This is a genomic window from Streptomonospora nanhaiensis, from assembly GCF_013410565.1.
Classification (GTDB): domain Bacteria; phylum Actinomycetota; class Actinomycetes; order Streptosporangiales; family Streptosporangiaceae; genus Streptomonospora; species Streptomonospora nanhaiensis.
This window is the reverse complement of record NZ_JACCFO010000001.1, coordinates 913,639-934,601: the sequence shown is the minus strand read 5'-3', so window position 1 is coordinate 934,601 and position 20,963 is coordinate 913,639. Positions and strand designations below refer to the sequence as shown.

Genomic DNA, 20,963 nt, shown 5'->3' with positions numbered 1-20,963 from the left:
CAAACCACGCAATCCCCGGCCAGCCGGGCTTTTGGGGCCGCGGCGGCGCCCGCGGCGAGTCCGGGGGAGAGCGGCTGTTGGGCCACAATTCGCCATGGAGAGTTCAAGACCCCCCGTCGATGGATAACCTTCCACCATGAGTGTGCAGCGGATTATGGGCATCGAGACCGAGTACGGCATCTCCGTGCCCGGAAACCCCGGTGCCAACGCGATGGTGACCTCCACCCAGGTGGTCAACGCCTACCTGGCGGCCTCGGCCGCGCGGGCGCGCAAGGCCCGCTGGGACTTCGAGGAGGAGAACCCGCTGCGGGACGCCCGCGGATTCGACCTCGCCCGCGAGGTCGCCGATCCCACCCAGCTCACCGACGAGGACCTCGGGCTCGCCAACGTCATCCTCACCAACGGCGCCCGCCTCTACGTCGACCACGCCCACCCCGAGTACTCCGCGCCCGAGGTCACCAACCCGCGCGACGCCGTGCTGTGGGACAAGGCCGGCGAACGCGTCATGGCCGACGCCGCCCGGCGGGCCGGCGCCGTGCCCGGTGTCGAGCCCATCCAGCTCTACAAGAACAACACCGACAACAAGGGCGCCTCCTACGGCTGCCACGAGAACTACCTGATGCGCCGGTCCACGCCGTTCGGCGACATCGTCCGCCACCTGATCCCGTTCTTCGTTTCGCGCCAGGTCGTCTGCGGCGCCGGCCGGGTCGGGATCGGCGCCGACGGCCGCGACACCGGCTTCCAGATCAGCCAGCGCGCGGACTTCTTCGAGGTCGAGGTCGGCCTTGAGACCACCCTGAAGCGGCCCATCATCAACACCCGCGACGAGCCGCACGCCGACCCCGACAAGTACCGGCGCCTGCACGTGATCATCGGCGACGCCAACATGAGCGAGATCTCCACCTACCTCAAGCTGGGCACGACCTCGCTGGTGCTGGCCATGATCGAGGACGGCTTCATCAGCGTCGACCTCTCCCTGGAGACCCCGGTCGCCGACCTGCGGGCGTTCTCCCACGACCCCGGCCTCACCCACACCGCGCGGCTGCGCGACGGCCGCCGGATGACCGCCGTGGAGATCCAGCGCGAGTACCTGGAGCAGGCCCGCAAGTACGTCCAGGACCGCTTCGGCGCCGACATCGACACCGACACCGCCGACATCCTCGACCGCTGGGAGTCCGTCCTCGACCGCCTGACCGAGGACCCGATGACCCTGGCCGAGGAGCTGGACTGGGTCGCCAAGCTCAAGCTGCTGGAGAGCTACCGCACCCGCGACGGCCTGGACTGGGGCCACCACCGCCTGCAGCTCGTCGACCTCCAGTACTCCGACGTCCGCCCCGACAAGGGCCTCTACAACCGCCTGGTCGCCCGCGGCCGGATGAAGCGGCTGCTGGACGAGGCCGACGTCGAGCGCTCCATCACCGAGCCGCCCGAGGACACCCGCGCCTACTTCCGGGGCCGGTGCCTGGCCAAGTACGCCGACTCCGTGGCCGCCGCCTCGTGGGACTCCGTCATCTTCGACCTGCCCGGCTACGACTCCCTGCAGCGCGTGCCCACCCTGGAGCCGCTGCGGGGCACCCGCGAGCACGTCGGGGCGCTCCTGGACCGCTCTCCCACCGCCGCCGACCTGGTGTCGGTGCTCACCGGGGACCGCCGCTGAGGCCGTCCGCCGCGCCGCCGCCGGCCCGCCGGGGAATCCGCCCCGGCGCCGGGGCGTTCGTTCGTGTGTACGGGCTCACCACCCGTGCCACCGGTAACGTGCACACAACGGGCGCCGCGATCAAGGTTGAGGCGCCCGTGCGCGGGCCAAGATAAGGGCGTAGGCCCATCGAGGAGGTTGCATCCATGGCGACGAAGGACACCGGCGGCCAGAAACACGGCAGCCGACGCGACGAAGAGGTCGAAGAGGTCGAGGCCGGAACCGAGGCCCAGGAGCGCAACGAGAAGCTCAGCGAGGACGTCGACGACATCCTGGACGAGATCGACGAGGTCCTGGAGAGCAACAGCGAGGACTTCGTGCGGCAGTTCGTGCAGAAGGGCGGTCAGTGACCGCCGAGCCGGGACGCCCCTCCCGGACACCGCGGCCGGCCGCGGGGGCATCCGCCCCCGCGGCCGGCCGCCACACCGGGGGCGGCCCCGCCGGGTGAGCCCCGCCGGTTCGCTCTCAGCGGATACGGGCTGGCGAGTGCGCCAAGCCGGGCCAGGGTCAATAGGGTCTTCTGTACCTGCAAACCGAACAACCTCGCGCGCCCCGTCCGTCCCCCAGCCGGGCGGGCCGCCTGCCGAAGGGAGTCGCGTGTCCGAAGCGTTCGACGGCGGAGCACACCTGCCCGCCGCGTTCATGAATCCGGGAACCTCCTCGTTCTCCGAGTTCCTCGGCATGGTCGCCCCCGACCTCCTGCCGGGCAACCGGCAGCTTCCGCAGGGCGTCTCCTCGACCCACCTCACCCCCGAGGCCACCACCATCGTCGCGCTGACGTTCCCGGGCGGCGTGGTGCTGGCCGGTGACCGCCGGGCCACCTCCGGCAACGTCATCGCCAACCGCGACATGGACAAGCTCTACCGCACCGACGAGTTCTCGGCGATCGCCATCGCCGGAGCCGCCGGCATCGGCATCGAGCTGGCCAAGCTGTTCCAGGTCGAACTGGAGCACTACGAGAAGATGGAGGGCCGCTCGCTGTCGCTGGAGGGCAAGGCCAACCGCCTGGCCACCATGATCCGCGGCAACCTCCCCATGGCCCTGCAGGGCTTTGTCGTGGTGCCGCTGCTGGTGGGCTACGACGAGGCGCGCCGCGAGGGCCGCATCTTCAGCTACGACCCCGTGGGCGGCCGCTACGAGGAGCACAACTACCACTCCATCGGCTCGGGCTCGGTCTACGCCCGCGGCGCGCTGAAGAAGCTGTTCGCCGACGACCTGTCCGAGGAGGACGCCGCCACCGTCGCCATCCAGGCCCTCTACGACGCCGCCGACGACGACTCCGCCACGGGCGGCCCCGACCTCCACCGCCGGATCTTCCCGCTGGTCGACGTGATCACCGCCGACGGCCACCGGCGCCTGCCCGCCGAGGACGTCGCCCGCCTGGCCACCCAGGTGGTCGAGGACCGCGCCGACCGCCCCGACGGACCCCGCGCCCCCGTGCGCTGAGGTCCCGCCCCCACGACTTAGCAAAGGAACGATCCGCGGTGTCGATGCCGTTCTACGTTTCGCCCGAACAGAGCATGAAGGACAAGGCCGACTACGCGCGTAAGGGCATCGCGCGCGGCCGGAGCGCCGTCGTCCTGCAGTACGACGGCGGCATCCTGTTCGTGGCCGACAACATCTCCCGCACCCTGCACAAGATCAGCGAGCTCTACGACCGCATCGCCTTCGCGGCGGTGGGGCGCTACAACGAGTTCGAGAACCTGCGCCAGATGGGCGTGCGCCTGGCCGACGTGCGCGGCTACGCCTACGACCGCAGCGACGTCAGCGGCCGGGTGCTGGCCAACATCTACGCCCAGACCCTGGGCACCGCCTTCAGCGAGAGCAACAAGCCCTGGGAGGTGGAGATCGTGGTCGCCGAGGTCGGCGAGGACGCCGCCGCCGACCAGATCTACCGCATCACCTTCGACGGCTCGGTCGTCGACGAGCAGGGCTTCTTGGCCATGGGCGGCTCGGCCGAGCAGGTCACCACGGCCCTCAAGGAGCGGTTCAACAAGGACGCCGGCCTGGGCGAGGCGCTCAGCGCCGCCGTCCACGCCCTGCGCCACGAGAACGGCGAGGAGCGCGACATCGAGGCCGCCGGGCTGGAGGTCGCGGTGCTGGAGCGCGCCCGCCGCGAGCACCGCAAGTTCCGGCGCATCCAGGGCGAGCGGCTGAGCGCCCTGCTCGCCGACCGCTCCGGTGGCGCCGCCGACACCGACACCACCGCCGGCGGCACCGCGTCCGCCGGCACCGAGGACGAGGGCTGACCGTGCCGCGCCGGGCGGGCGCGGGCCCTGGGGCACCTGGAGGCAGGGGCGCCGGGCCGGTGCCCGCCGGGGGTTTCCGCGGCGCGCGGGCGGCCCATAAATAGGCTGGGAGTCGTTGCATCGCTCCGGCATCGGCCGGTAGCGGCGACCACGGACCGAAACGGGTGAGGCCAATGGAACGTCGGATCTTTGGGCTGGAGAACGAATACGGCGTCACCTGCACGTTCCGGGGCCAGCGCCGGCTGTCGCCCGACGAGGTCGCCCGCTACCTGTTCCGCCGCGTGGTCTCCTGGGGCCGCAGCAGCAACGTGTTCCTGCGCAACGGCGCCCGCCTCTACCTCGACGTCGGCAGCCACCCCGAGTACGCCACCCCCGAGTGCGACTCCCTGGCCGACCTCGTGGCCCACGACAAGGCCGGCGAGCGGATCCTGGAGGGCCTGCAGGTCGACGCCGAGCAGCGGCTCCACGAAGAGGGCATCGCCGGCGAGATCTACCTGTTCAAGAACAACACCGACTCCGCCGGCAACTCCTACGGCTGCCACGAGAACTACCTGGTGGGCCGGCACGGGGAGTTCGGCCGCCTGGCCGACATCCTCATCCCCTTCCTGGTGACCCGCCAGATCATCTGCGGCGCCGGCAAGGTGCTGCAGACCCCGCGGGGCGCGCTCTACTGCGTCAGCCAGCGCGCCGAGCACATCTGGGAGGGCGTCTCCTCGGCCACCACCCGCTCCCGGCCCATCATCAACACCCGCGACGAGCCCCACGCCGACGCCGAGCGGTTCCGCCGCCTGCACGTCATCGTCGGCGACTCCAGCATGAGCGAGGTCACCACCCTGCTCAAGCTCGCCTCCACCGACCTCGTCCTGCGCATGGTCGAGAACGGCGTCGTGATGCGCGACTTCACCCTGGAGAACCCCATCCGGGCCATCCGCGAGGTCAGCCACGACATGACCGGGCGGCGCAAGGTCCGCCTGGCCAACGGCCGCGAGGCCAGCGCCCTGGAGATCCAGCGCGAGTACCTGGAGAAGGTGCAGAACTTCGTCGACCGCAACGGCACCGACGCCACCGGCAAGCGGGTGCTGGAGCTGTGGGCGCGCACCCTGGAGGCCGTCGAGACCCAGAACCTCGACCTGGTGGCCCGCGAGATCGACTGGGTGGCCAAGTACAAGCTGCTGGAGCGCTACCGCGCCAAGCACAACCTCCCGCTGTCCTCGCCGCGGGTGGCCCAGCTCGACCTCACCTACCACGACATCTTCCGCGACCGCGGGCTGTTCTACCTGCTGCAGCGCAGAGGCCAGATGGACCGGGTCGTCAACGACCTGCAGATCTTCGAGGCCAAGTCCGTGCCGCCGCAGACCACCCGGGCGCGGCTGCGCGGGGAGTTCATCCGCAAGGCCCAGGAGAAGCGGCGCGACTTCACCGTCGACTGGGTGCACCTCAAGCTCAACGACCAGGCGCAGCGCACCGTGCTGTGCAAGGACCCGTTCAAGGCGGTCGACGAGCGCGTCGAGAAGCTCATCGCCGGGATGTGACCGCGCGACTCCGGTTCTTACACTGTTCTCACCCCGCCGGGGCATTATGGGCTCTCCGATAGTGTGTCGGGGACCCGAGCCGGATATTTGAGGTTGTGACCTATGCGACTGCGTGCCGCCGCCCTTGCGGTGCCGTTCCTAGCCGTGCTGTTCGCGGTGTCGAGTTGTAGCTCCATCCCCGAGGACTGGCGGACCCCTGCCTTCCTGCAGTCGGAGGAGGACGACTACGACTCCCGGCTGCCCGAGGTGAGCGGCGAGGTCGGCGAGGAGCCCAAGGTCGACTTCAGCGACAAGGCGCCGCCCCAGGACGAGCAGATCACCGACGTGGTCGAGCAGGGCGCCGGCGAGAACGAGCTGGTGCGCTCCACCGACATCATCCAGGCCGAGGTGGTGGAGTACCAGTGGACCGCCGAGGGCAAGGCCGAGAAGACCCAGTCCACCTACGAGTCCGGCGCCCCCATCCTGCTCAACCTCTCCCAGCTGGGTGAGGAGCTGACCGAGGGCCTGGTCAACCAGCCGGTCGGCAGCCGGGTCATCTACGCCTTCCCGCCCCAGGACCCCGCCGAGGCCCAGGCCATGGGCCAGCCCTCCCCGGCCCCCGGTGCCTCGGTGTCGGTGCTCGACATCAAGGAGCGCTACGGCGAGGGCCAGGTCGTGCCCGGCGAGCAGACCGCGCACGGCGGCGACGGCCTGCCCACCGTGCACCAGCCCGGACACGAGCTGCCCGACATCGAGATCCCTGACTCCGACCCGCCCGCCGACCTGGAGACCCAGGCGCTCATCGAGGGCGACGGCCCCGAGGTCGAGGAGGGCCAGCAGCTGGTCGTGCAGTACACCGGCATGCGCTGGGACGACAGCACCGTCTTCGACTCCACCTGGAACCGCGAGGGCGCCGAGGGCGTGCCCTCCACCTTCATCATCGGCGCGGGCCAGGTCATCGAGGGCTGGGACAAGGGCCTGGTCGGCCAGAAGGTCGGCAGCCGCATGCTGCTGGTCATCCCCGAGGACATGGCCTACGGCGAGAACGCCGAGGAGTCCGGGTCGCCGGCGGGCACCCTGGTCTTCGTGGTCGACATCCTCGACGCCGTCGACAGCGCCCCGCCGCCCGAGGAGGACGGCGGCGGCGACGGCGGCGGCGACGGCGGCGGTGACAGCGGAGGCGACTCCGAGGAGACCGCCGAACCCGAGAGCGAGTAGCGCGGCCGCGGGGGCCGGCGCGGCGGTGCCGCGCCGGCCCCCGCGCGCCTCAGCCCAGCAGGGCCGCCGCGTGCCGGCCGGCGGCCCCGGCCGCCAGGAACGCCGCGCGGTCCTGGTCGTAGGTCCGGCCCATCGTGCTCAGCCGCACCGGCAGCGCCCGCAGCGCCGCCTCCAGCCCGGTCACCCCCACCTCCACCAGGCGGTGGCGTCCGCCCAGCTCCGCCGCCTGCGCGCGCACCCGCTCGCCCAGCGCACCCGCCAGCACCGGCACCACCACGTCGGCGCGCGCCAGCGCCACCCGCCCGTAGGCGGTGAGGCTGTGGTGGGACACCCCCCGGTGCCGCTCCCGCGGATCGGCCTGGCTCACCCGCAGCGCCGCCACCGGGCGCCCGCCCAGCACCGCCGCCGCGTTGACCGCCTCGCCCGCCGCCACCCCGGAGAACCCCCACCGCGTGCCGGTGCCCAGGTTGCCCGGCCCCTGCGCCACCACCGCGACGTCGGCGCCGGCCGCGTGCCGGGCCGCCAGCAGCCCGCTGTGCACCGTCACCGCCTCCAGGTCGCCGCCGAAGGACTGCCCGGTGGTCACCACCGCCGCCAGCAGCCCGGCCGCGCGCAGCCCTGCCAGCGTCCGGGAGAACGCCGCCGGCAGCGCGCCGCCGTCGAGCATCACGTAGGCGACCCGGGCGCCCGGCGCCGCCTGGCGCACCCCCGCCACCACCGCCGGCAGCGCCGAGTGCAGGTCGGCGACCACCACCGGCATGCCGCCCACGTCGTCGGCGTCGCGCAGCAGGTCGTGGTGGGGCGAGCCCTGCTCGTCGGCGCCGGCCACCGTGGCCTGCAGCGGGGTGTAGCGCGCCTTCACCAGGTGGCCGGGGCCGCCGGGGTCGGGCGGCAGCCGGTCGGGCAGCGCCGCCACCAGCGCGTAGCCGCCGGTGCCCAGGCCCATCTCCAGGGCCGTGGCGTTGAGCAGCACCCGGTCGCCGACCTGGGGCGCGCCCACCAGGGCGGTGTAGGCCAGCGCCCGGACCGGCGGCGCGGGGACGCCCCCCGGCGCCTCGGGCGCGGCCTCGACCTCGACCGCCCCGGGCCACGAGCGCAGGACCGCGGTGACATGTGCACAACGCCAACGGATCACGCCAGGCACGGTACCGTCGTGGCTGACACAACTTCGGGGACGGCGCGCCCACGGCGGGAAAGGGATCGGCGATGTCGCGGAGGAAGACCGAACGGCAGCTCAACCTGGTGATCTGCCTCCTGGCCACCAGGCGCTTCCTCACCGCGCGCGAGATCCGCACCATGGTCGCCGGCTACGAGGAGGCCGACTCCGACTCCGCGTTCAAGCGCATGTTCGAGCGCGACAAGCGCGAACTCCGCGAGAGCGGGATCCCCATCGAGACCGGCGGCAGCGACCCCTGGACCGACGACGAGGGCTACCGCATCTTCCCCGCCGACTACGAGCTGCCCGAGATCGAGCTGATGCCCGACGAGGCCGCCGTGCTCGGCCTGGCCGCCCGCGCCTGGCGGCACGCCGCGCTCGGCGACGCCGCGGCCAACGCGCTGATGAAGCTGCGCGCGGCCGGGGTCCCCGTCGACACCGACGCCGCGCCCGCCCTCACCCCCGTGCTGGGCACCGACGAACCCGCGTTCCTGCCGATGTGGCAGGCCGTGCGCGACCGCCGCCGGGTCGCCTTCGCCTACCGCAAGCCCGGCGAGCCGGTGGCGCGCCGCCGCCTGGAGCCCTGGGGCGTGGTCAACTACCGGGGCCACTGGTATGTCGGCGGCCACGACCTCGACCGGGGTGCGCGGCGGGTGTTCCGGCTGGGCCGCATCGTCGGCGAGGTCGAGGTCGACACCGCCGGCCCGCCGGTCGAGGTCCCCGCCGGCGTCGACGTCCGCTCCCTGGTGCGCGGCCGCGACCCCCTGGAGCCCCAGGGCGTGGCGCGGGTGCGGGTGCGCGCCGACTCCGGCCACGAGCTGCGCCGCGCCGCCCAGCGCATCGTGCCCGGCCCCCACCAGGGCGACGACCCCCGCTGGGACCTCATCGACCTGCCCTACGCCGACCTCGACGACCTGGTCGGCATGGTCGCCCGGTTCGGCGACCGCGCGGTCATCGAGGCCCCCGCCGAGGCGCGCGCCGCCATCGCCGCCCACCTGGCCGACCTCGCCGCCCGCGACCCCGGCCCCGAACCCGGCGACCCCGCCGCCGAGCCCGAGCCCGCCGCCGACGCGCGGCGCGGGTCGGCCTCGGCCGAGCAGCTGCGCCGGCTGCTGATGCTGGTGCCCTACGCCCTCAGCCACGACGTCCGCGTGCACGAGGTCGCCGAGCACTTCGGCCTGTCCCAGCGCCAGGTGCTCAAGGACCTCAGCCTGCTGTGGATGTGCGGCCTGCCCGGCTACACCCCCGGCGACCTCATCGACGTCGACATCGAGGCCGCGGAGTCCACCGGCGAGATCATCATCGCCAACGCCGAGACCCTGGCCCAGCCGCTGCGGCTCACCGCCGACGAGGCCGCGAGCCTGATCATCGGCCTGGAGCTGCTGGCCGAGCTCCCCGGCGTCGCCGACAGCGACGCCCTCAAGCGCGTGGGCGAGAAGCTGCGGGCCGCCGCGGCGGCCCCGGCCGGGGCCGCGCGCGCCCTGGCCGCGGTGGGCGCGGGCGGCGCGGCCCGCCCCGGCGGGGTCGAGCCCGGCCCCGACCCCGTGCACCGCCTGGCCGACGCGGTGGGCGTGCGCATCGAGCTGAGCGACGAGGTCCGCGAGGTCCAGCGCCGCTGCGACGAGGCGCTGCGCGCCGGGCAGCTGGTGCACCTGCGCTACCTCTCCGGCTACGTCGACGAGGTCACCGAGCGCGACGTCGACCCGATGGGCCTGGTCGTCTACGGCGGCCACGCGTTCCTGGAGGGCTGGTGCCGGCTGCGCGGCGACGTCCGGCTGTTCCGCCTGGACCGGGTGCTCGACCTCACCGTGCTGCCCGAGCCCGCGCGGGTGCCGGCGCGGGCCCGCCGCCGCGACCTGCGCGCCGGTGTCCTGCGGCTGTCCGACGACGACACCCGGGTGACCCTCGACCTCGACCCCTCCGCCCGGTGGGTCGCCGAGGAGTACCACTGCTCCTCGGTCCGCGACCTGGAGGGCGGGGGAGTGCGGGCCACGCTGCGCACCCCGGCGCCGGAGTGGGTGCGCCGGCTGGCGCTGCGGCTGGGCCCGCGCGCCCGGGTGGTGGCGCCGGTGGAGCTGGCCGAGCAGGTGCGCGAGCGGGCGCGGGCGGCCCTGGCCGCCTACGGCCCCGATCCGAGCGGAACCTAGGATGATCGGCGAAGCGCCCCGGAGGCCGGCTGGCCGGTACCGCCCGGTTCATCCCGTGTCCATCGTCGGCGCCCGGTTCACGGAGTAAGGTGGGAGAGGTGTTCGTGTTCGCCGCACTGGGGGTGCTGACCCTCCTCGGCCTGGTCCTGGTGGGTGTGCTCGCGCTGCGGATGCTGGCCGAGCTGCACCGGCTCCGGGCCCAGCTGGCGCGGACCCGCGCACAGGTCCAACCGGGGTACGACAGGCTGCGCGCGCTGAGCGACCGCGGCTCGGTGGGCGCCCCCTGAACCCGTCACGGGCGGGGACGTACCATCGAAGGCGCAGGCGGCCTGCGCCGGGAAAGAGGTTGAGTCATGGGTCTTGACGCCCGCACGCTTTTCATCCTGCTGCTGATCGCACTTCTGCTGTTCGGCGCGCGGCGGCTGCCCGACCTCGCCCGCTCCCTGGGGCGCAGCGCGCGTATCCTCAAGTCCGAGGCCAAGGGCCTGGGCGACGACGACGGCCACGAGTCCCGCCGCGACGACGCGGGGGCGCGGCACGGGGCCGGCGCGCCGGCCGACCCCGGCCACCAGGGCGGCCACCCCCACGCGGCCGATCCGCGGCCGGCCGCCCGTCCCGAGGCGGCGGCCCCGGCCGAGGCCGAGCCCTACCGGCAGCAGGCCCACCCGGTCTACCCGGAACTGCCGCCGGGGCAGCAGATCATCAACGAGAACGGCGAGCCCGTGCGCCGCACCTACAACGGCTGAACGGGCCGCGGCCGCCGCGGGCGGCCGCGCACATCCGGCCGCGCGGACAGGGGCGCGGCCGGGCGGACGCGAGACCAGGTCGAGGAGCGTAGCAGGCGATGCAGGTGCGGCGACGGCGGCGGCCGAGGGACCCCGAGGGTCGCATGCCGCTGATGGACCATCTGCGGGAACTCCGCAACCGCCTGGTCAAGGCGCTGCTGTTCGTCGCGCTGGGCACGGTGGCCGGCTACTTCCTCTACGACCCGGTCTGGGACCTCCTGCGGGGCCCCTACTGCTCCCTGCCCGCCGACGCGCGCGGCGGCGAACCCGGCTGCGACCTCATCTTCACCGGCGTCTTCGACGCGTTCTTCGTGGCCTTCCGGGTCTGGATCATCGTCGGCGTGCTGGTCTCCAGCCCGTTCTGGCTCTACCAGCTGTGGGCGTTCGTGGCGCCCGCGCTGACCGGCCGCGAGAAGCGCTACACCTACGCCTTCGTGCCCACGGCAGCCGCGCTGTTCGTGGGCGGCGCCGCGCTGGCCTACTACATCACCGGCCTGGCGATGGCGGTGCTGTTCGAGTTCGCCCCCGAGGGCTCCCTGCCGATGATCACCATCGACAGCTACCTGGGCTACATGACCCTGATGATGCTGGTGTTCGGCCTGGGCTTCGTCACCCCGCTGCTGGTGGCGCTGCTCAACCTCATCGGCGTCATCCGGCACGAGACCCTGGCCAAGTCGCGGCGGCTGATCATCTTCGGCATCTTCGTCCTGGCGGCGGTGGTCACGCCCGCCGAGCCGCTGTCGATGCTGGCCTTGGCGGTCCCGCTGGTGGTGCTCTACGAGGGCGCCGAGCTGTTCTGCTTCATCAACGACCGCCGCCGGGGCCGCCGCGACGAGTTCGCCGACCTCTCCGACGACGAGATCTCCCCGCTCGATGACGAAGAGTCGCTGACCGATTCCGGTCCGAGCCGCTAGGGTCGGTCCCGGCAGTCCCGACCAGCGGGAGAACACGAAGCAGGCGCGAGGAGAACCAACAGTGGCCGAGACCCCCGGTACCCGGCGAGACCTGCCGCCAGAGGCGCAGGGCAACGAGAAGTGGCACGACACCACCCATGCCGTGTGGAAGCGCTCCTCGCTCTCGCGCGAGGACTCCGAGGCCGTCGTCGAGGTCGCCAAGTTCGAGGACGGGTTCCGCGCGGTGCGCGACGGCAAGCACCCCGAGAAGGGCATCCTGTTCTTCACGCCCGCCGAGTGGGAGGCGTTCGTCCTGGGCGCCAAGGACGGCGAGTTCGACATCCCCGAGGAGTACCTGACCCCCGAGGAGGCCGCCATCCAGCGCGGCGACGTCCCGGTCACCGCCGTGGTCTCCCCCCACTCCCGCGCGGCGGCCCAGGACACCGCGGCCGATTCGGCCGCGGACCCCGCCGAGCCCGGCGGCGGCCCGGCGGCCTGAGCGGCGCCGCCACCACCGCGCCCCGTCCCTCCGGGGCCTTCGACCGGGACGGCGGCGGCCGCCGTCCCGGCGTGTGCGCCTCACTGGCCGCAACGCCCTAGGCTTGATCGATATGAGTACCCACGCCGAGCGGTACGCCGCCTTCCGTCGGCGCCAAGCCGAGTCCAGCGCCGCCATCGAGGAGTTCCAGGGGCTCTACGGGTTCGAGTTCGACCCGTTCCAGGTCCGGGCGTGCAAGGCGCTGGAGCAGGGCCAGGGGGTACTCGTCGCCGCCCCCACCGGCTCGGGCAAGACCGTGGTGGGGGAGTTCGCGGTGCACCTGGCGCTGCGCGACGGCGCCAAGTGCTTCTACACCACCCCCATCAAGGCGCTGTCCAACCAGAAGTACACCGACCTCGTGCGCCGCTACGGCGCCGACAAGGTCGGGCTGCTCACCGGCGACAACAGCGTCAACGGCGAGGCGCCGATCGTGGTCATGACCACCGAGGTGCTGCGCAACATGCTCTACGCCGGCTCGCAGACCCTGCTGCGGCTGGCCTATGTGGTCATGGACGAGGTCCACTACCTCGCCGACCGCTTCCGGGGCGCGGTGTGGGAGGAGGTCATCATCCACCTGCCGGAGTCGGTGCGGGTGGTGGCCCTGTCGGCGACCGTCAGCAACGCCGAGGAGTTCGGCGAGTGGATGCAGCAGGTCCGCGGCGAGACCACGGTCATCGTGGACGAGAAGCGCCCGGTCCCGCTGTGGCAGCACATGATGGCCGGCAAGCGCATGCACGACCTGTTCGTCTCCGCCGACGACCCCGACACCGGGGACTCCGAGTCCGCTGAGGACGGCGGACGCAACGCCAAGGGCGGCCGGGGCGGACGGCGGTCCCGCCGGCGCGACCGCCAGGACGCGGGCGGCTCGGGCGAGATCCTGGTCAACGGCGAGCCCATGCGGATCAACCCCCGCCTGACCCGCCTGGCCCTGGAGGACGACCGCATCACCCAGTTGGCGCACCGCCGCCGCCACCCCCAGGCGCGGGCCCGCTCCTCGGCGCGCCCGCGCGCCAAGTACGCGCCGCCCAGCCGCGTGCAGATCATCGACGAGCTGGACCGCGAGGGCCTGCTGCCCGCGATCGTGTTCATCTTCAGCCGCGCCGGCTGCGACGACGCCGTGCGCCAGTGCATGTACGCGGGCATGACCCTGACCACCGAGGAGGAGGCGCTGGAGATCCGCGCCTTCGCCGAGCGGCAGTGCGCCGACATCCCGCCGGCCGACCTCGCGGTGCTGGGCTACGACGAGTGGCTGCGCGCCCTGGAGCGCGGCGTGGCCGCCCACCACGCGGGGCTGCTGCCCACGTTCAAGGAGGTGGTGGAGTCGCTGTTCTCGCGCGGCCTGATCCGCGCGGTCTTCGCCACCGAGACCCTGGCGCTGGGCATCAACATGCCCGCGCGCACCGTGGTCATCGAGAAGCTGGACAAGTGGAACGGCGAGACCCACGCCGCCCTGACCGCCGGCGAGTACACCCAGCTCACCGGGCGCGCCGGCCGGCGCGGTATCGACGTCGAGGGCCACGCGGTGGTGGTGTGGCAGCCGGGCACCGACCCCGAGGCCGTGGCGGGCCTGGCCAGCACCCGCACCTACCCGCTCAACTCCAGCTTCCAGCCCTCCTACAACATGGCGGTGAACCTCGTGGGCCAGGTGGGCCGCGAGCGCAGCCGCACCATGCTGGAGGCGTCCTTCGCCCAGTTCCAGGCCGACCGCGCGGTGGTGGGGCTGGTCAAGCAGCTCCGCAAGCACGAGGAGGCGCTGGAGGGCTACGGCGCCGCCGCAACGTGCCACCTGGGCGACTTCATGGAGTACGCGGCGATGCGCCGCGAGCTGAGCGACCGCGAGAACCAGGCGGCCAAGGGCCGCAGCGCGCGCCGGCGCGAGGAGGCGGTGCGCAGCCTGGAGCGGCTGCGCGCCGGGGACATCATCCGGATCCCGGCCGGGCGCCACAGCGGGTTCGCGGTCGTGCTCGACCCCGGCCTGCGCGGCGACGTCCCGGCGCCCCTGGTGCTGACCGCCAAGCGGCAGGTCAAGCGGGTCAACGCGGCGGACTTCCCGGCGCCGGTGGAGCCGGCGGGGCGGCTGCGCATCCCGAAGAACTTCTCGGCGCGCTCGGCCCAGGCGCGCACCGACCTCGCCTCCAGCCTGCGCAACAAGCTGCGCGAGACCGGGGCCGAGGAGGAGGCGCGCGGGCGCGGCGGTGAGGGCGCGGGCGACGACCCCGAGATCACCCGCCTGCGCCGCGAGCTGCGCCGGCACCCCTGCCACGGCTGCCCCGAGCGCGAGGACCACGCCCGCTGGGCCGAGCGCTACTTCCGGCTGCGCAAGGAGACCGACTCCCTGCGCCGGCGGGTCGAGGGCCGCTCGCACGTCATCGCGCGCACCTTCGACCGGGTGTGCGGGGTGCTGGAGGACCTGGAGTACCTCGACGGCGACACCGTCACCGAGGAGGGCCGGCGGCTGGCCAAGGTCTACTCCGAACTGGACCTGCTGGTGGCCGAGTGCCTGCGGCGCGGGCTGTGGGACGACCTCGACCCCCAGGACCTCGCCACCTGCGTGGCCTCCCTGGTCTATGAGTCCCGCCGCTCCGACGACCCCTTCCCGCGCGTGCCCGACGGCGCGCCCGCGGAGGTCCTCGCCGAGATGGAGCGGCTGTGGGGCGAGCTGCACGAGGTGGAGCGCGACCACCACGTGTCGTTCCTGCGCCGCCCCGACCTGGGGTTCGTGTGGGTCACCCACCGCTGGGCGCGGGGCGACCGCCTCGACCGCATCCTGATGGAGGCGGACATGCCCGCGGGCGACTTCGTGCGCACGACCAAGCAGTTGGTCGACATGCTCGGGCAGGTGGCCGACGCCGCCCCGGAGGCCGGCGGCGTGCGCCGTACCGCCCGCAAGGCCGTGGACCTGGTGCGCAGGGGCGTGGTGGCCTACTCGTCGGTGGGCTGACCGGCACCCGTGGCCCCGCGCCGGCCGGGTGCGGTTCCGGCCCGGCCGGTTGGGCCCGGTCGCGCCCCGCGCGCGGCCGGGCCCAACCGCGCCGGCAGCCTCGCGCGCCCCGTTCGCGCCCGCCCCGTGCCGCCGGGGCCGCCCCGCCCCGCCGCGAAAGTGGCGAGGAGCACGGCACTTCGCGCGCCCCAGCGGCGTTGTCGTAGTCAGCGGTACCGCCCCGGCCGGGACCTTCGGCCCGGGTCCGCCCGCCGGATCGGGGGCATCGGCAGGGGAGGGCCGCGGGGTAGCAGGCCAAGGTCGAGCGCAGGTGCGGCGCCCCCGACCCCGCCACCGCGCATGGTCGCGGTCGCGCGGGGAACCCCGTAGTGACGGGCGCGGGCGGCGCACCTGCACTGGGACGACACATGATGCGGGGGGTCTACTTCACCATGGCGTCGCGCACTCTTCTGGTCACCAACGACTTCCCCTCGCGTGGAGGGGGCGACGACACGTTCGGCTGCGCGCTGGCGCGGCATCTGGCCGGACCCGACGGCGAGGGGGCGGTGGTGCACACCTTCCGCTCCGGCAGCGGCGGGTTCGACGACCTCCAGGAGTTCCCCGTCGAACGCGACGGCGGGCCCCGGCTCATGCCGACCCGCCGGACCGTCCGGCGGATCAAGGAGCTGATGCGGGGATACGACTGCGACCGCGTGCTGCTCGCCGAGGCGCCGCTGGGCCTCATGGCGGCGCCGCTGCGCGCCGAGGGCGTCGGCGAGGTCGTCGCCGCCACGCGCGGGGTGGGCCGGTGGGGTCCGGCGGCGACCTCGATGCTGCGCCGTATCGGGGGCGGCGCCGACGTGGTCGCCTATCCCGGGGAGTCCCAGCGCCCGCTGGTGCAGCAGGCGCTGCCGCCCGGCAGCGGCGCCCGCCTGGTCCGCCTCGCCCCCGGCGTGGACACCACCGCGTTCCGCCCGGGCCTGGACGGCGACGACCTGCGCGAGCGCTTCGACCTGGGCGACGGCCCGGTGGTGCTGTGCGTGGGGCGGCTGGACCGGCGCGCCGGCGTCGACTCCCTGATCCGGGCCATGACCTGGCTGCGCCCGCGCTTCCCCGGCGTGCGGCTGCTGGTCGCCGGCGAGGGGCCCGACCGGCGGCGGCTGCGCGCGCTGGCGGCGTGGGCCGGCGTGGAGGGCTCGGTGGTGTTCGCGGGCGCCTGCGGGCCCCAGGAGCTGCCGCGGCTGTGCGCGGTGGCCGACGTGTTCGCGCTGCCGGGCCGCCCCGGCTCGCCCGGCCGGGGCATGATGCCGGGCGCCGGGTTCCTGGAGGCGGCGGCCTGCGGGCTGCCGGTGGTGGCCGGGGTCGACGGCGGCGCCGGGGACCTCGTCCGCCACGGCGAGACCGGCTACGTGGTCGACGGCGGCAACGCCCGCTCGGTGGCCCAGCACCTGTCCCACCTGCTGGCCAACCCCGAGGCCGCGCGCGCCATGGGGGAGCGCGGCCGGCAGTGGGTGCTGGCGGAGTGGACCTGGGACCGGGTCCTGGCCCGCCTGGAGGGGGCGCCGGCGGCGGCCTGACCCGGCCGCCGCGACCGGCGGCACCGGGCGGTACCGGGAGGCATCGAGCAGCACCGGGGCGGGAGCGGCCGCGGCCGCCCCCGCCCGCGTGTGCGCCTGCGCAATGGCGGCGCGCGCCCGGGGCGGGTGCGCGGCGGCCGGGGAGCGGCCACGGGCGGGGGCCGGTGGATCTTCCGGGGTGGTGTGCGCCACTATATAGTCGGACGTCCTACTAATCGGCCGGTCACCGCGCGGACCGCACACAGACAAGGGAGTCGGCATGGCCGTAGAGCGCACGCTGCCCACCTCCGAGGCCGAGGACCTGCTCGACCTCACCCGGGGACTCGCCGACAAGGAGCTGGGGCCGCGCGCCGCCCCCGACGAGGAGGCCGGCGCCTTCCCGCGCGACGTGTTCGCGCTGCTGGGCCGCTCCGGGCTGCTCGGCCTGCCCTACCCCGCCGCCTACGGCGGCGGCGACCAGCCCTACGAGGTCTACCTCCAGGTGGTCGAGGAGCTGGCCGCCCGGTGGCTGGCCGTGGGGCTGGGGGTCAGCGTCCACACCCTCTCGTGCTTCCCCGTGGCCGCCTACGGCACCGAGGCCCAGCGCGCGGCCCTGCTGCCCGACATGCTCGGCGGCTCCCAGCTGGGCGCCTACTGCCTGTCCGAGGCCCACGCCGGCTCCGACGCCGGATCGCTGGCCACCCGCGCCGAGCCCGAGCCCGGCGCCGTGCCCGCGCCCCGCGCCGCCGCGAGCGGCGGCACCGGCCCCGGTGCGCCGCCCGAGGCCCCCGGCTACCGGATCGCCGGCGCCAAGTCCTGGATCACCCACGGCGGCGTCGCCGACTTCTACACGCTCTTCGCCCGCACCGGCGGCCCCGACTCCGGGCGCGAGGGCATCAGCTGCTTCCACCTGCCCGCCGCCACCGCCGGCATCACCGCCGACCCGCCCGAGCGCAAGATGGGCATGTCCGCCTCGCCCACGGCCGTGGTGCGCTTCGAGGACGTCCGCGCCGCGCCCGAGGCCCGTATCGGAGCCGAGGGCCAGGGCTTCGCCATCGCCATGGCCGCGCTGGACTCCGGCCGGCTGGGCATCGCCGCCTGCGCCGTCGGGGTCGCCCAGGCCGCCCTCGACCTCGCCGTGGCCCACTCGCGCGAGCGCCGCCAGTTCGGCCGGCCCGTCGGCGACTTCCAGGGGCTGTCCTTCCTGCTCGCCGACATGGCCACCCAGACCGCCGCCGCCCGCGAGCTGTACCTGTCGGCCGCGCGCCGCCGCGACGCCGGCCGGCCCTTCGCGACCCAGGCGGCCATGGCCAAGCTGTTCGCCACCGACACCGCCATGCGCGTGACCACCGACGCCGTGCAGGTGCTCGGCGGCTCCGGCTACACCCGCGACCTGCCCGCCGAGCGCCTCATGCGCGAGGCCAAGGTGCTGCAGATCGTCGAGGGCACCAACCAGATCCAGCGGATGGTCATCGGCCGGGCCCTGGCGCGCGAGGCGCGCACCGCCGCCGGGGCCGCCGCACGCTGACGCGCGGCCAGGTCGCGGCAGCGGACACGAGTTCATAACAGGGACATAGCGAGCACTGTCGTGTCGGCACATCGGCTGATACAAGAGGGCAGGAGCTGATGTGGGGCAGCGCACACGCCCGCCCGGCGGGGCCGGTGTGCCTGCCCGTGGCGCGGACGACCGCCCCGGCGACGCTACCGGTGGGGCGGTATCGGACGGAGGCGAAGGTGGCGCAAGTCAGACTTGCCGGTATCGGCAAGACCTATCCGGACGGCACGAGCGCGGTGAAGGGGCTCGACCTCGACATCGCCGACGGGGAGTTCCTCGTCCTCGTCGGCCCGTCCGGATGCGGCAAGACGACGGCCCTGCGCATGGTCGCGGGCCTGGAGGAGATCACCGCGGGCACGCTCACCATCGGGGACCGCGTGGTCAACCGCACCCCCGCGCGCGACCGCGACGTCGCCATGGTCTTCCAGAGCTACGCCCTCTACCCGCACCTGTCGGTGCGCGACAACATCGGCTTCGGCCTGCAGCTGCGCAAGCTGCCCAAGAGCGAGATCAAGACCCGCGTGGAGGCCGCCGCCGCGACGCTCGGCCTCACCGAGCACCTGGACCGCCGCCCCCGCAACCTCTCCGGCGGCCAGCGCCAGCGCGTGGCCATGGGCCGCGCCATCGTGCGCCAGCCCCAGGCCTTCCTCATGGACGAGCCGCTGTCCAACCTCGACGCCAAGCTGCGCGTGCAGATGCGCGCGGAGATCTCCCGCATCCAGCGCGACCTCGGCGTCACCACCATCTACGTCACCCACGACCAGGTCGAGGCGATGACCCTGGGCGACCGGGTCGCGGTCATGAAGAAGGGCGTGCTGCAGCAGGTCGCCCCGCCCCAGGAGCTGTACCTGCGCCCGGCCAACATCTTCGTCGCCGGGTTCATCGGCTCGCCCGCCATGAACCTGCTCCAGGGCCGCCTGGTCGCCGAGGGCGCCGGCCTGCGCCTGGAGCTGGGCGGGCAGACCCTGGCCGTGCCCGAGGCCCTGGCCGCCGAGCGGCCCCGGCTGCGCGAGTACGCCGGCCGCGACATCGCCGTGGGCATCCGCCCCGAGGACATGGAGGACGCCGCCCTGGGCGGTGACGGCGGCGCCGTGCTGGCCTCCACCACCGACCTCGTGGAGGCGCTCGGCTCGGAGCTGCTGGTGCACTTCCGCCTGGCCGCCCCGCCGGTGGTCACCGAGGACACCAAGGAGCTGGCCCGCGACGCCGGCGCCGACGACCTCGACACCGCCGCCCCCGACAGCGACGTCATCGCCAAGTTCAGCCCCCGCTCCACCACCGCGCCCGGCCGGCCCGTGCAAGTGCGCGTGGACACCGAGCGCCTCTACTTCTTCGACCCCGTCACCGGCGAGGCCATCTGGGGAGAGCCGGCTCCCGCACCGCAAGCCAAGGAGGGAACCCATGCCTGAGCACCAGTGGAGAGGCCGCGCGACGCTCGCGGCCGCGGCGGCCGGAGCGCTCGTCGCCGCCTCCGCCTGCAGCCCCGGGTCCACCAGCGGGGCGGGCTCCGGCGAGCTGGCCGGTGTCGAACTCCTGGTCGCGGCCAAGTGGACCGGTGTCGAGCAGGACAACTTCACCGAGGTCCTGGCCGCCTTCGAGGAGGAGACCGGCGCCACCGTCAACTACGAGTCCACCGGTGAGGACACCGGCGCCTACCTCGGCCCCAAGATCGAGGCCGAGGAGCCGCCGGACATCGCGATCCTGCCCCAGCCCGGCCTGGTCGCCGAGTACGCCGAGCAGGAGGCGCTGGTGCCGCTGTCGGGCGACGCCGCCACCGCCCTGGAGGAGAACTACACCGACTACTGGCGCGAGCTGGGGTCGGTCGACGGCGAGCCCTACGGCGTGCTGCTCAAGGCCGCCCACAAGTCCATCGTCTGGTACCGCCCCGACGCCTTCGACGAGGCCGGCGTGAGCGCCCCCGAGACCTGGGCGGACCTGACCGGCGAGACCGCGAGCACCCTCTCCGACGCCGGCGTCACCCCCTTCTCCATGTGCGGCGCCTCGGGCTGGACCCTCACCGACTGGTTCGAGAACGTCTACCTCTCCCAGCATGGCCCCGAGGCCTACGACCAGCTCATCGCCCGCGAGATCCCCTGGGACGACGACACCGTCGTGGAGACCCTGGAGACCCTGGCCGAGGTCTGGGGCGAGGAGGACTGGCTGGCCGGCGGCACCGACGGCGCGGTCCAGACCGACTTCCCCACCTGCGTCACCGAGGTCTACGGCCAGGAGAACGCGGCCATGGTCTATGAGGCCGACTTCGTGGCGGCCAGCGCCCAGGAGGCCGGCGCCACCGTCGGCGAGGACGCCCAGGCGTTCCCCTTCCCGGCCGTGGGCGAGGAGCCGCCGGTCGTGGTCGGCGGCGACATCGCCGTGGCGATGACCGAGAAGGAGGGCGTGCAGCAGCTCATGGCCTACCTGGCCTCGCCCGAGGCGCAGACCACCTGGGCGGGCCTGGGCGGCTACCTGTCGGCCAACTCCGAGGTGCAGCCCGACGCCTACCCCGACGAGTTCACCCAGACCCTGGCCCAGACCATCCTGGAGGCCGGCGACAACGTCCGCTACGACCTCTCCGACCAGGTGCCCAGCCAGTTCGGCGCCACCGAGGGCAAGGGCATGTGGGCGGTGCTCCAGGACTTCCTGCGCGACCCCTCCGACCCCGAGGCCGCGGCCGCGGACCTGGAAGAGGCCGCCGCGTCGGCCGAGTGACCCCGGCCGCCCGCACGGGCGGCGCCCCTC

The 20,963-nt window shown here is 73.9% G+C and carries 17 protein-coding genes; 16 read left to right on the top strand and 1 reads right to left on the bottom strand.

The genetic code is table 11. The annotated features are described in order from the left end of the window. The first annotated feature begins 136 nt into the window (after positions 1 to 136). The 6 genes from dop (at position 137) to HNR12_RS04015 (ending at position 6,674) form a co-directional block, all read left to right on the top strand. Positions 137 to 1,657 carry a depupylase/deamidase Dop gene (gene dop / locus HNR12_RS04040; RefSeq protein WP_338119717.1) on the top strand — a complete coding sequence of 507 codons (1,521 nt, stop codon included), beginning with the start codon at positions 137 to 139 and terminating at the stop codon, positions 1,655 to 1,657. A 185-nt stretch (positions 1,658 to 1,842) separates the two neighbouring features. After that, positions 1,843 to 2,046 (top strand): ubiquitin-like protein Pup, encoded by a 204-nt coding sequence (locus tag HNR12_RS04035; RefSeq protein ID WP_179766214.1) that lies wholly within the window; start codon positions 1,843 to 1,845, stop codon positions 2,044 to 2,046. 247 nt (positions 2,047 to 2,293) lie between these two features. Beyond that, complete coding sequence (gene prcB, locus HNR12_RS04030; protein ID WP_179766212.1) at positions 2,294 to 3,142, top strand: proteasome subunit beta; 849 nt, start codon at positions 2,294 to 2,296, stop codon at positions 3,140 to 3,142. 44 nt (positions 3,143 to 3,186) lie between these two features. Beyond that, positions 3,187 to 3,945 (top strand): proteasome subunit alpha, encoded by a 759-nt coding sequence (prcA, locus tag HNR12_RS04025; RefSeq protein WP_179770389.1) that lies wholly within the window; start codon positions 3,187 to 3,189, stop codon positions 3,943 to 3,945. Between the two features lie 173 nt (positions 3,946 to 4,118). Further along, positions 4,119 to 5,477 carry a Pup--protein ligase gene (gene pafA, locus HNR12_RS04020; RefSeq protein WP_179766210.1) on the top strand — a complete coding sequence of 453 codons (1,359 nt, stop codon included), beginning with the start codon at positions 4,119 to 4,121 and terminating at the stop codon, positions 5,475 to 5,477. Between the two features lie 102 nt (positions 5,478 to 5,579). Beyond that, the gene (locus tag HNR12_RS04015) at positions 5,580 to 6,674 is read left to right on the top strand and encodes an FKBP-type peptidyl-prolyl cis-trans isomerase (protein ID WP_179766209.1); all 1,095 of its coding nucleotides are present in this window, start codon (positions 5,580 to 5,582) and stop codon (positions 6,672 to 6,674) included. Positions 6,675 to 6,723: 49 nt separating this feature from the next. Here HNR12_RS04015 and HNR12_RS04010 read toward each other — a convergent pair whose 3' ends face one another. Further along, a complete protein-coding gene (locus tag HNR12_RS04010; protein WP_179766207.1) occupies positions 6,724 to 7,809 on the bottom strand; it encodes a DUF3866 family protein in 1,086 nt (361 codons plus the stop codon). A 71-nt stretch (positions 7,810 to 7,880) separates the two neighbouring features. Here HNR12_RS04010 and HNR12_RS04005 point away from each other — a divergent pair, with 71 nt between their 5' ends. The 10 genes from HNR12_RS04005 (at position 7,881) to HNR12_RS03960 (ending at position 20,933) form a co-directional block, all read left to right on the top strand. Beyond that, positions 7,881 to 9,977: a helix-turn-helix transcriptional regulator gene (locus HNR12_RS04005; RefSeq protein WP_179766205.1), complete on the top strand. Its 2,097-nt coding sequence runs from the start codon at positions 7,881 to 7,883 to the stop codon at positions 9,975 to 9,977. A gap of 98 nt (positions 9,978 to 10,075) precedes the next feature. Then, on the top strand, positions 10,076 to 10,264 hold the full coding sequence (locus HNR12_RS04000; protein WP_218903484.1) for a hypothetical protein: 189 nt from the start codon (positions 10,076 to 10,078) through the stop codon (positions 10,262 to 10,264). Positions 10,265 to 10,330: 66 nt separating this feature from the next. Beyond that, positions 10,331 to 10,723: a twin-arginine translocase TatA/TatE family subunit gene (locus HNR12_RS03995; RefSeq protein WP_179766201.1), complete on the top strand. Its 393-nt coding sequence runs from the start codon at positions 10,331 to 10,333 to the stop codon at positions 10,721 to 10,723. A gap of 143 nt (positions 10,724 to 10,866) precedes the next feature. Further along, positions 10,867 to 11,676, top strand: a complete 810-nt coding sequence (gene tatC / locus HNR12_RS03990; protein WP_179766199.1) for a twin-arginine translocase subunit TatC — start codon at positions 10,867 to 10,869, stop codon at positions 11,674 to 11,676. Between the two features lie 61 nt (positions 11,677 to 11,737). After that, positions 11,738 to 12,154 (top strand): DUF397 domain-containing protein, encoded by a 417-nt coding sequence (locus tag HNR12_RS03985; protein ID WP_179766198.1) that lies wholly within the window; start codon positions 11,738 to 11,740, stop codon positions 12,152 to 12,154. A 112-nt stretch (positions 12,155 to 12,266) separates the two neighbouring features. After that, a complete protein-coding gene (locus HNR12_RS03980) occupies positions 12,267 to 15,134 on the top strand; it encodes a DEAD/DEAH box helicase (protein ID WP_179766196.1) in 2,868 nt (955 codons plus the stop codon). 407 nt (positions 15,135 to 15,541) lie between these two features. Continuing rightward, positions 15,542 to 16,690 carry a glycosyltransferase family 4 protein gene (locus HNR12_RS03975; RefSeq protein WP_246424996.1) on the top strand — a complete coding sequence of 383 codons (1,149 nt, stop codon included), beginning with the start codon at positions 15,542 to 15,544 and terminating at the stop codon, positions 16,688 to 16,690. Between the two features lie 259 nt (positions 16,691 to 16,949). After that, positions 16,950 to 18,197: an acyl-CoA dehydrogenase family protein gene (locus tag HNR12_RS03970; RefSeq protein WP_179766194.1), complete on the top strand. Its 1,248-nt coding sequence runs from the start codon at positions 16,950 to 16,952 to the stop codon at positions 18,195 to 18,197. Positions 18,198 to 18,403: 206 nt separating this feature from the next. Next, positions 18,404 to 19,633 carry an ABC transporter ATP-binding protein gene (locus HNR12_RS03965; protein ID WP_308118577.1) on the top strand — a complete coding sequence of 410 codons (1,230 nt, stop codon included), beginning with the start codon at positions 18,404 to 18,406 and terminating at the stop codon, positions 19,631 to 19,633. Next, a complete protein-coding gene (locus HNR12_RS03960) occupies positions 19,626 to 20,933 on the top strand; it encodes an ABC transporter substrate-binding protein (RefSeq protein ID WP_179766191.1) in 1,308 nt (435 codons plus the stop codon). The genes HNR12_RS03965 and HNR12_RS03960 overlap by 8 nt, the downstream gene beginning before the upstream one ends. Positions 20,934 to 20,963: the final 30 nt, after the last annotated feature.

Coding starts and splice junctions, on each gene's coding strand:
- dop (WP_338119717.1), top strand. CDS start 137: ATGAGTGTGCAGCGGATTATGGGCATCGAGACCGAGTACGGCATCTCC.
- HNR12_RS04035 (WP_179766214.1), top strand. CDS start 1,843: ATGGCGACGAAGGACACCGGCGGCCAGAAACACGGCAGCCGACGCGAC.
- prcA (WP_179770389.1), top strand. CDS start 3,187: ATGCCGTTCTACGTTTCGCCCGAACAGAGCATGAAGGACAAGGCCGAC.
- pafA (WP_179766210.1), top strand. CDS start 4,119: ATGGAACGTCGGATCTTTGGGCTGGAGAACGAATACGGCGTCACCTGC.
- HNR12_RS04015 (WP_179766209.1), top strand. CDS start 5,580: ATGCGACTGCGTGCCGCCGCCCTTGCGGTGCCGTTCCTAGCCGTGCTG.
- HNR12_RS04005 (WP_179766205.1), top strand. CDS start 7,881: ATGTCGCGGAGGAAGACCGAACGGCAGCTCAACCTGGTGATCTGCCTC.
- HNR12_RS03995 (WP_179766201.1), top strand. CDS start 10,331: ATGGGTCTTGACGCCCGCACGCTTTTCATCCTGCTGCTGATCGCACTT.
- tatC (WP_179766199.1), top strand. CDS start 10,867: ATGCCGCTGATGGACCATCTGCGGGAACTCCGCAACCGCCTGGTCAAG.
- HNR12_RS03980 (WP_179766196.1), top strand. CDS start 12,267: ATGAGTACCCACGCCGAGCGGTACGCCGCCTTCCGTCGGCGCCAAGCC.
- HNR12_RS03975 (WP_246424996.1), top strand. CDS start 15,542: ATGATGCGGGGGGTCTACTTCACCATGGCGTCGCGCACTCTTCTGGTC.
- HNR12_RS03970 (WP_179766194.1), top strand. CDS start 16,950: ATGGCCGTAGAGCGCACGCTGCCCACCTCCGAGGCCGAGGACCTGCTC.
- HNR12_RS03960 (WP_179766191.1), top strand. CDS start 19,626: ATGCCTGAGCACCAGTGGAGAGGCCGCGCGACGCTCGCGGCCGCGGCG.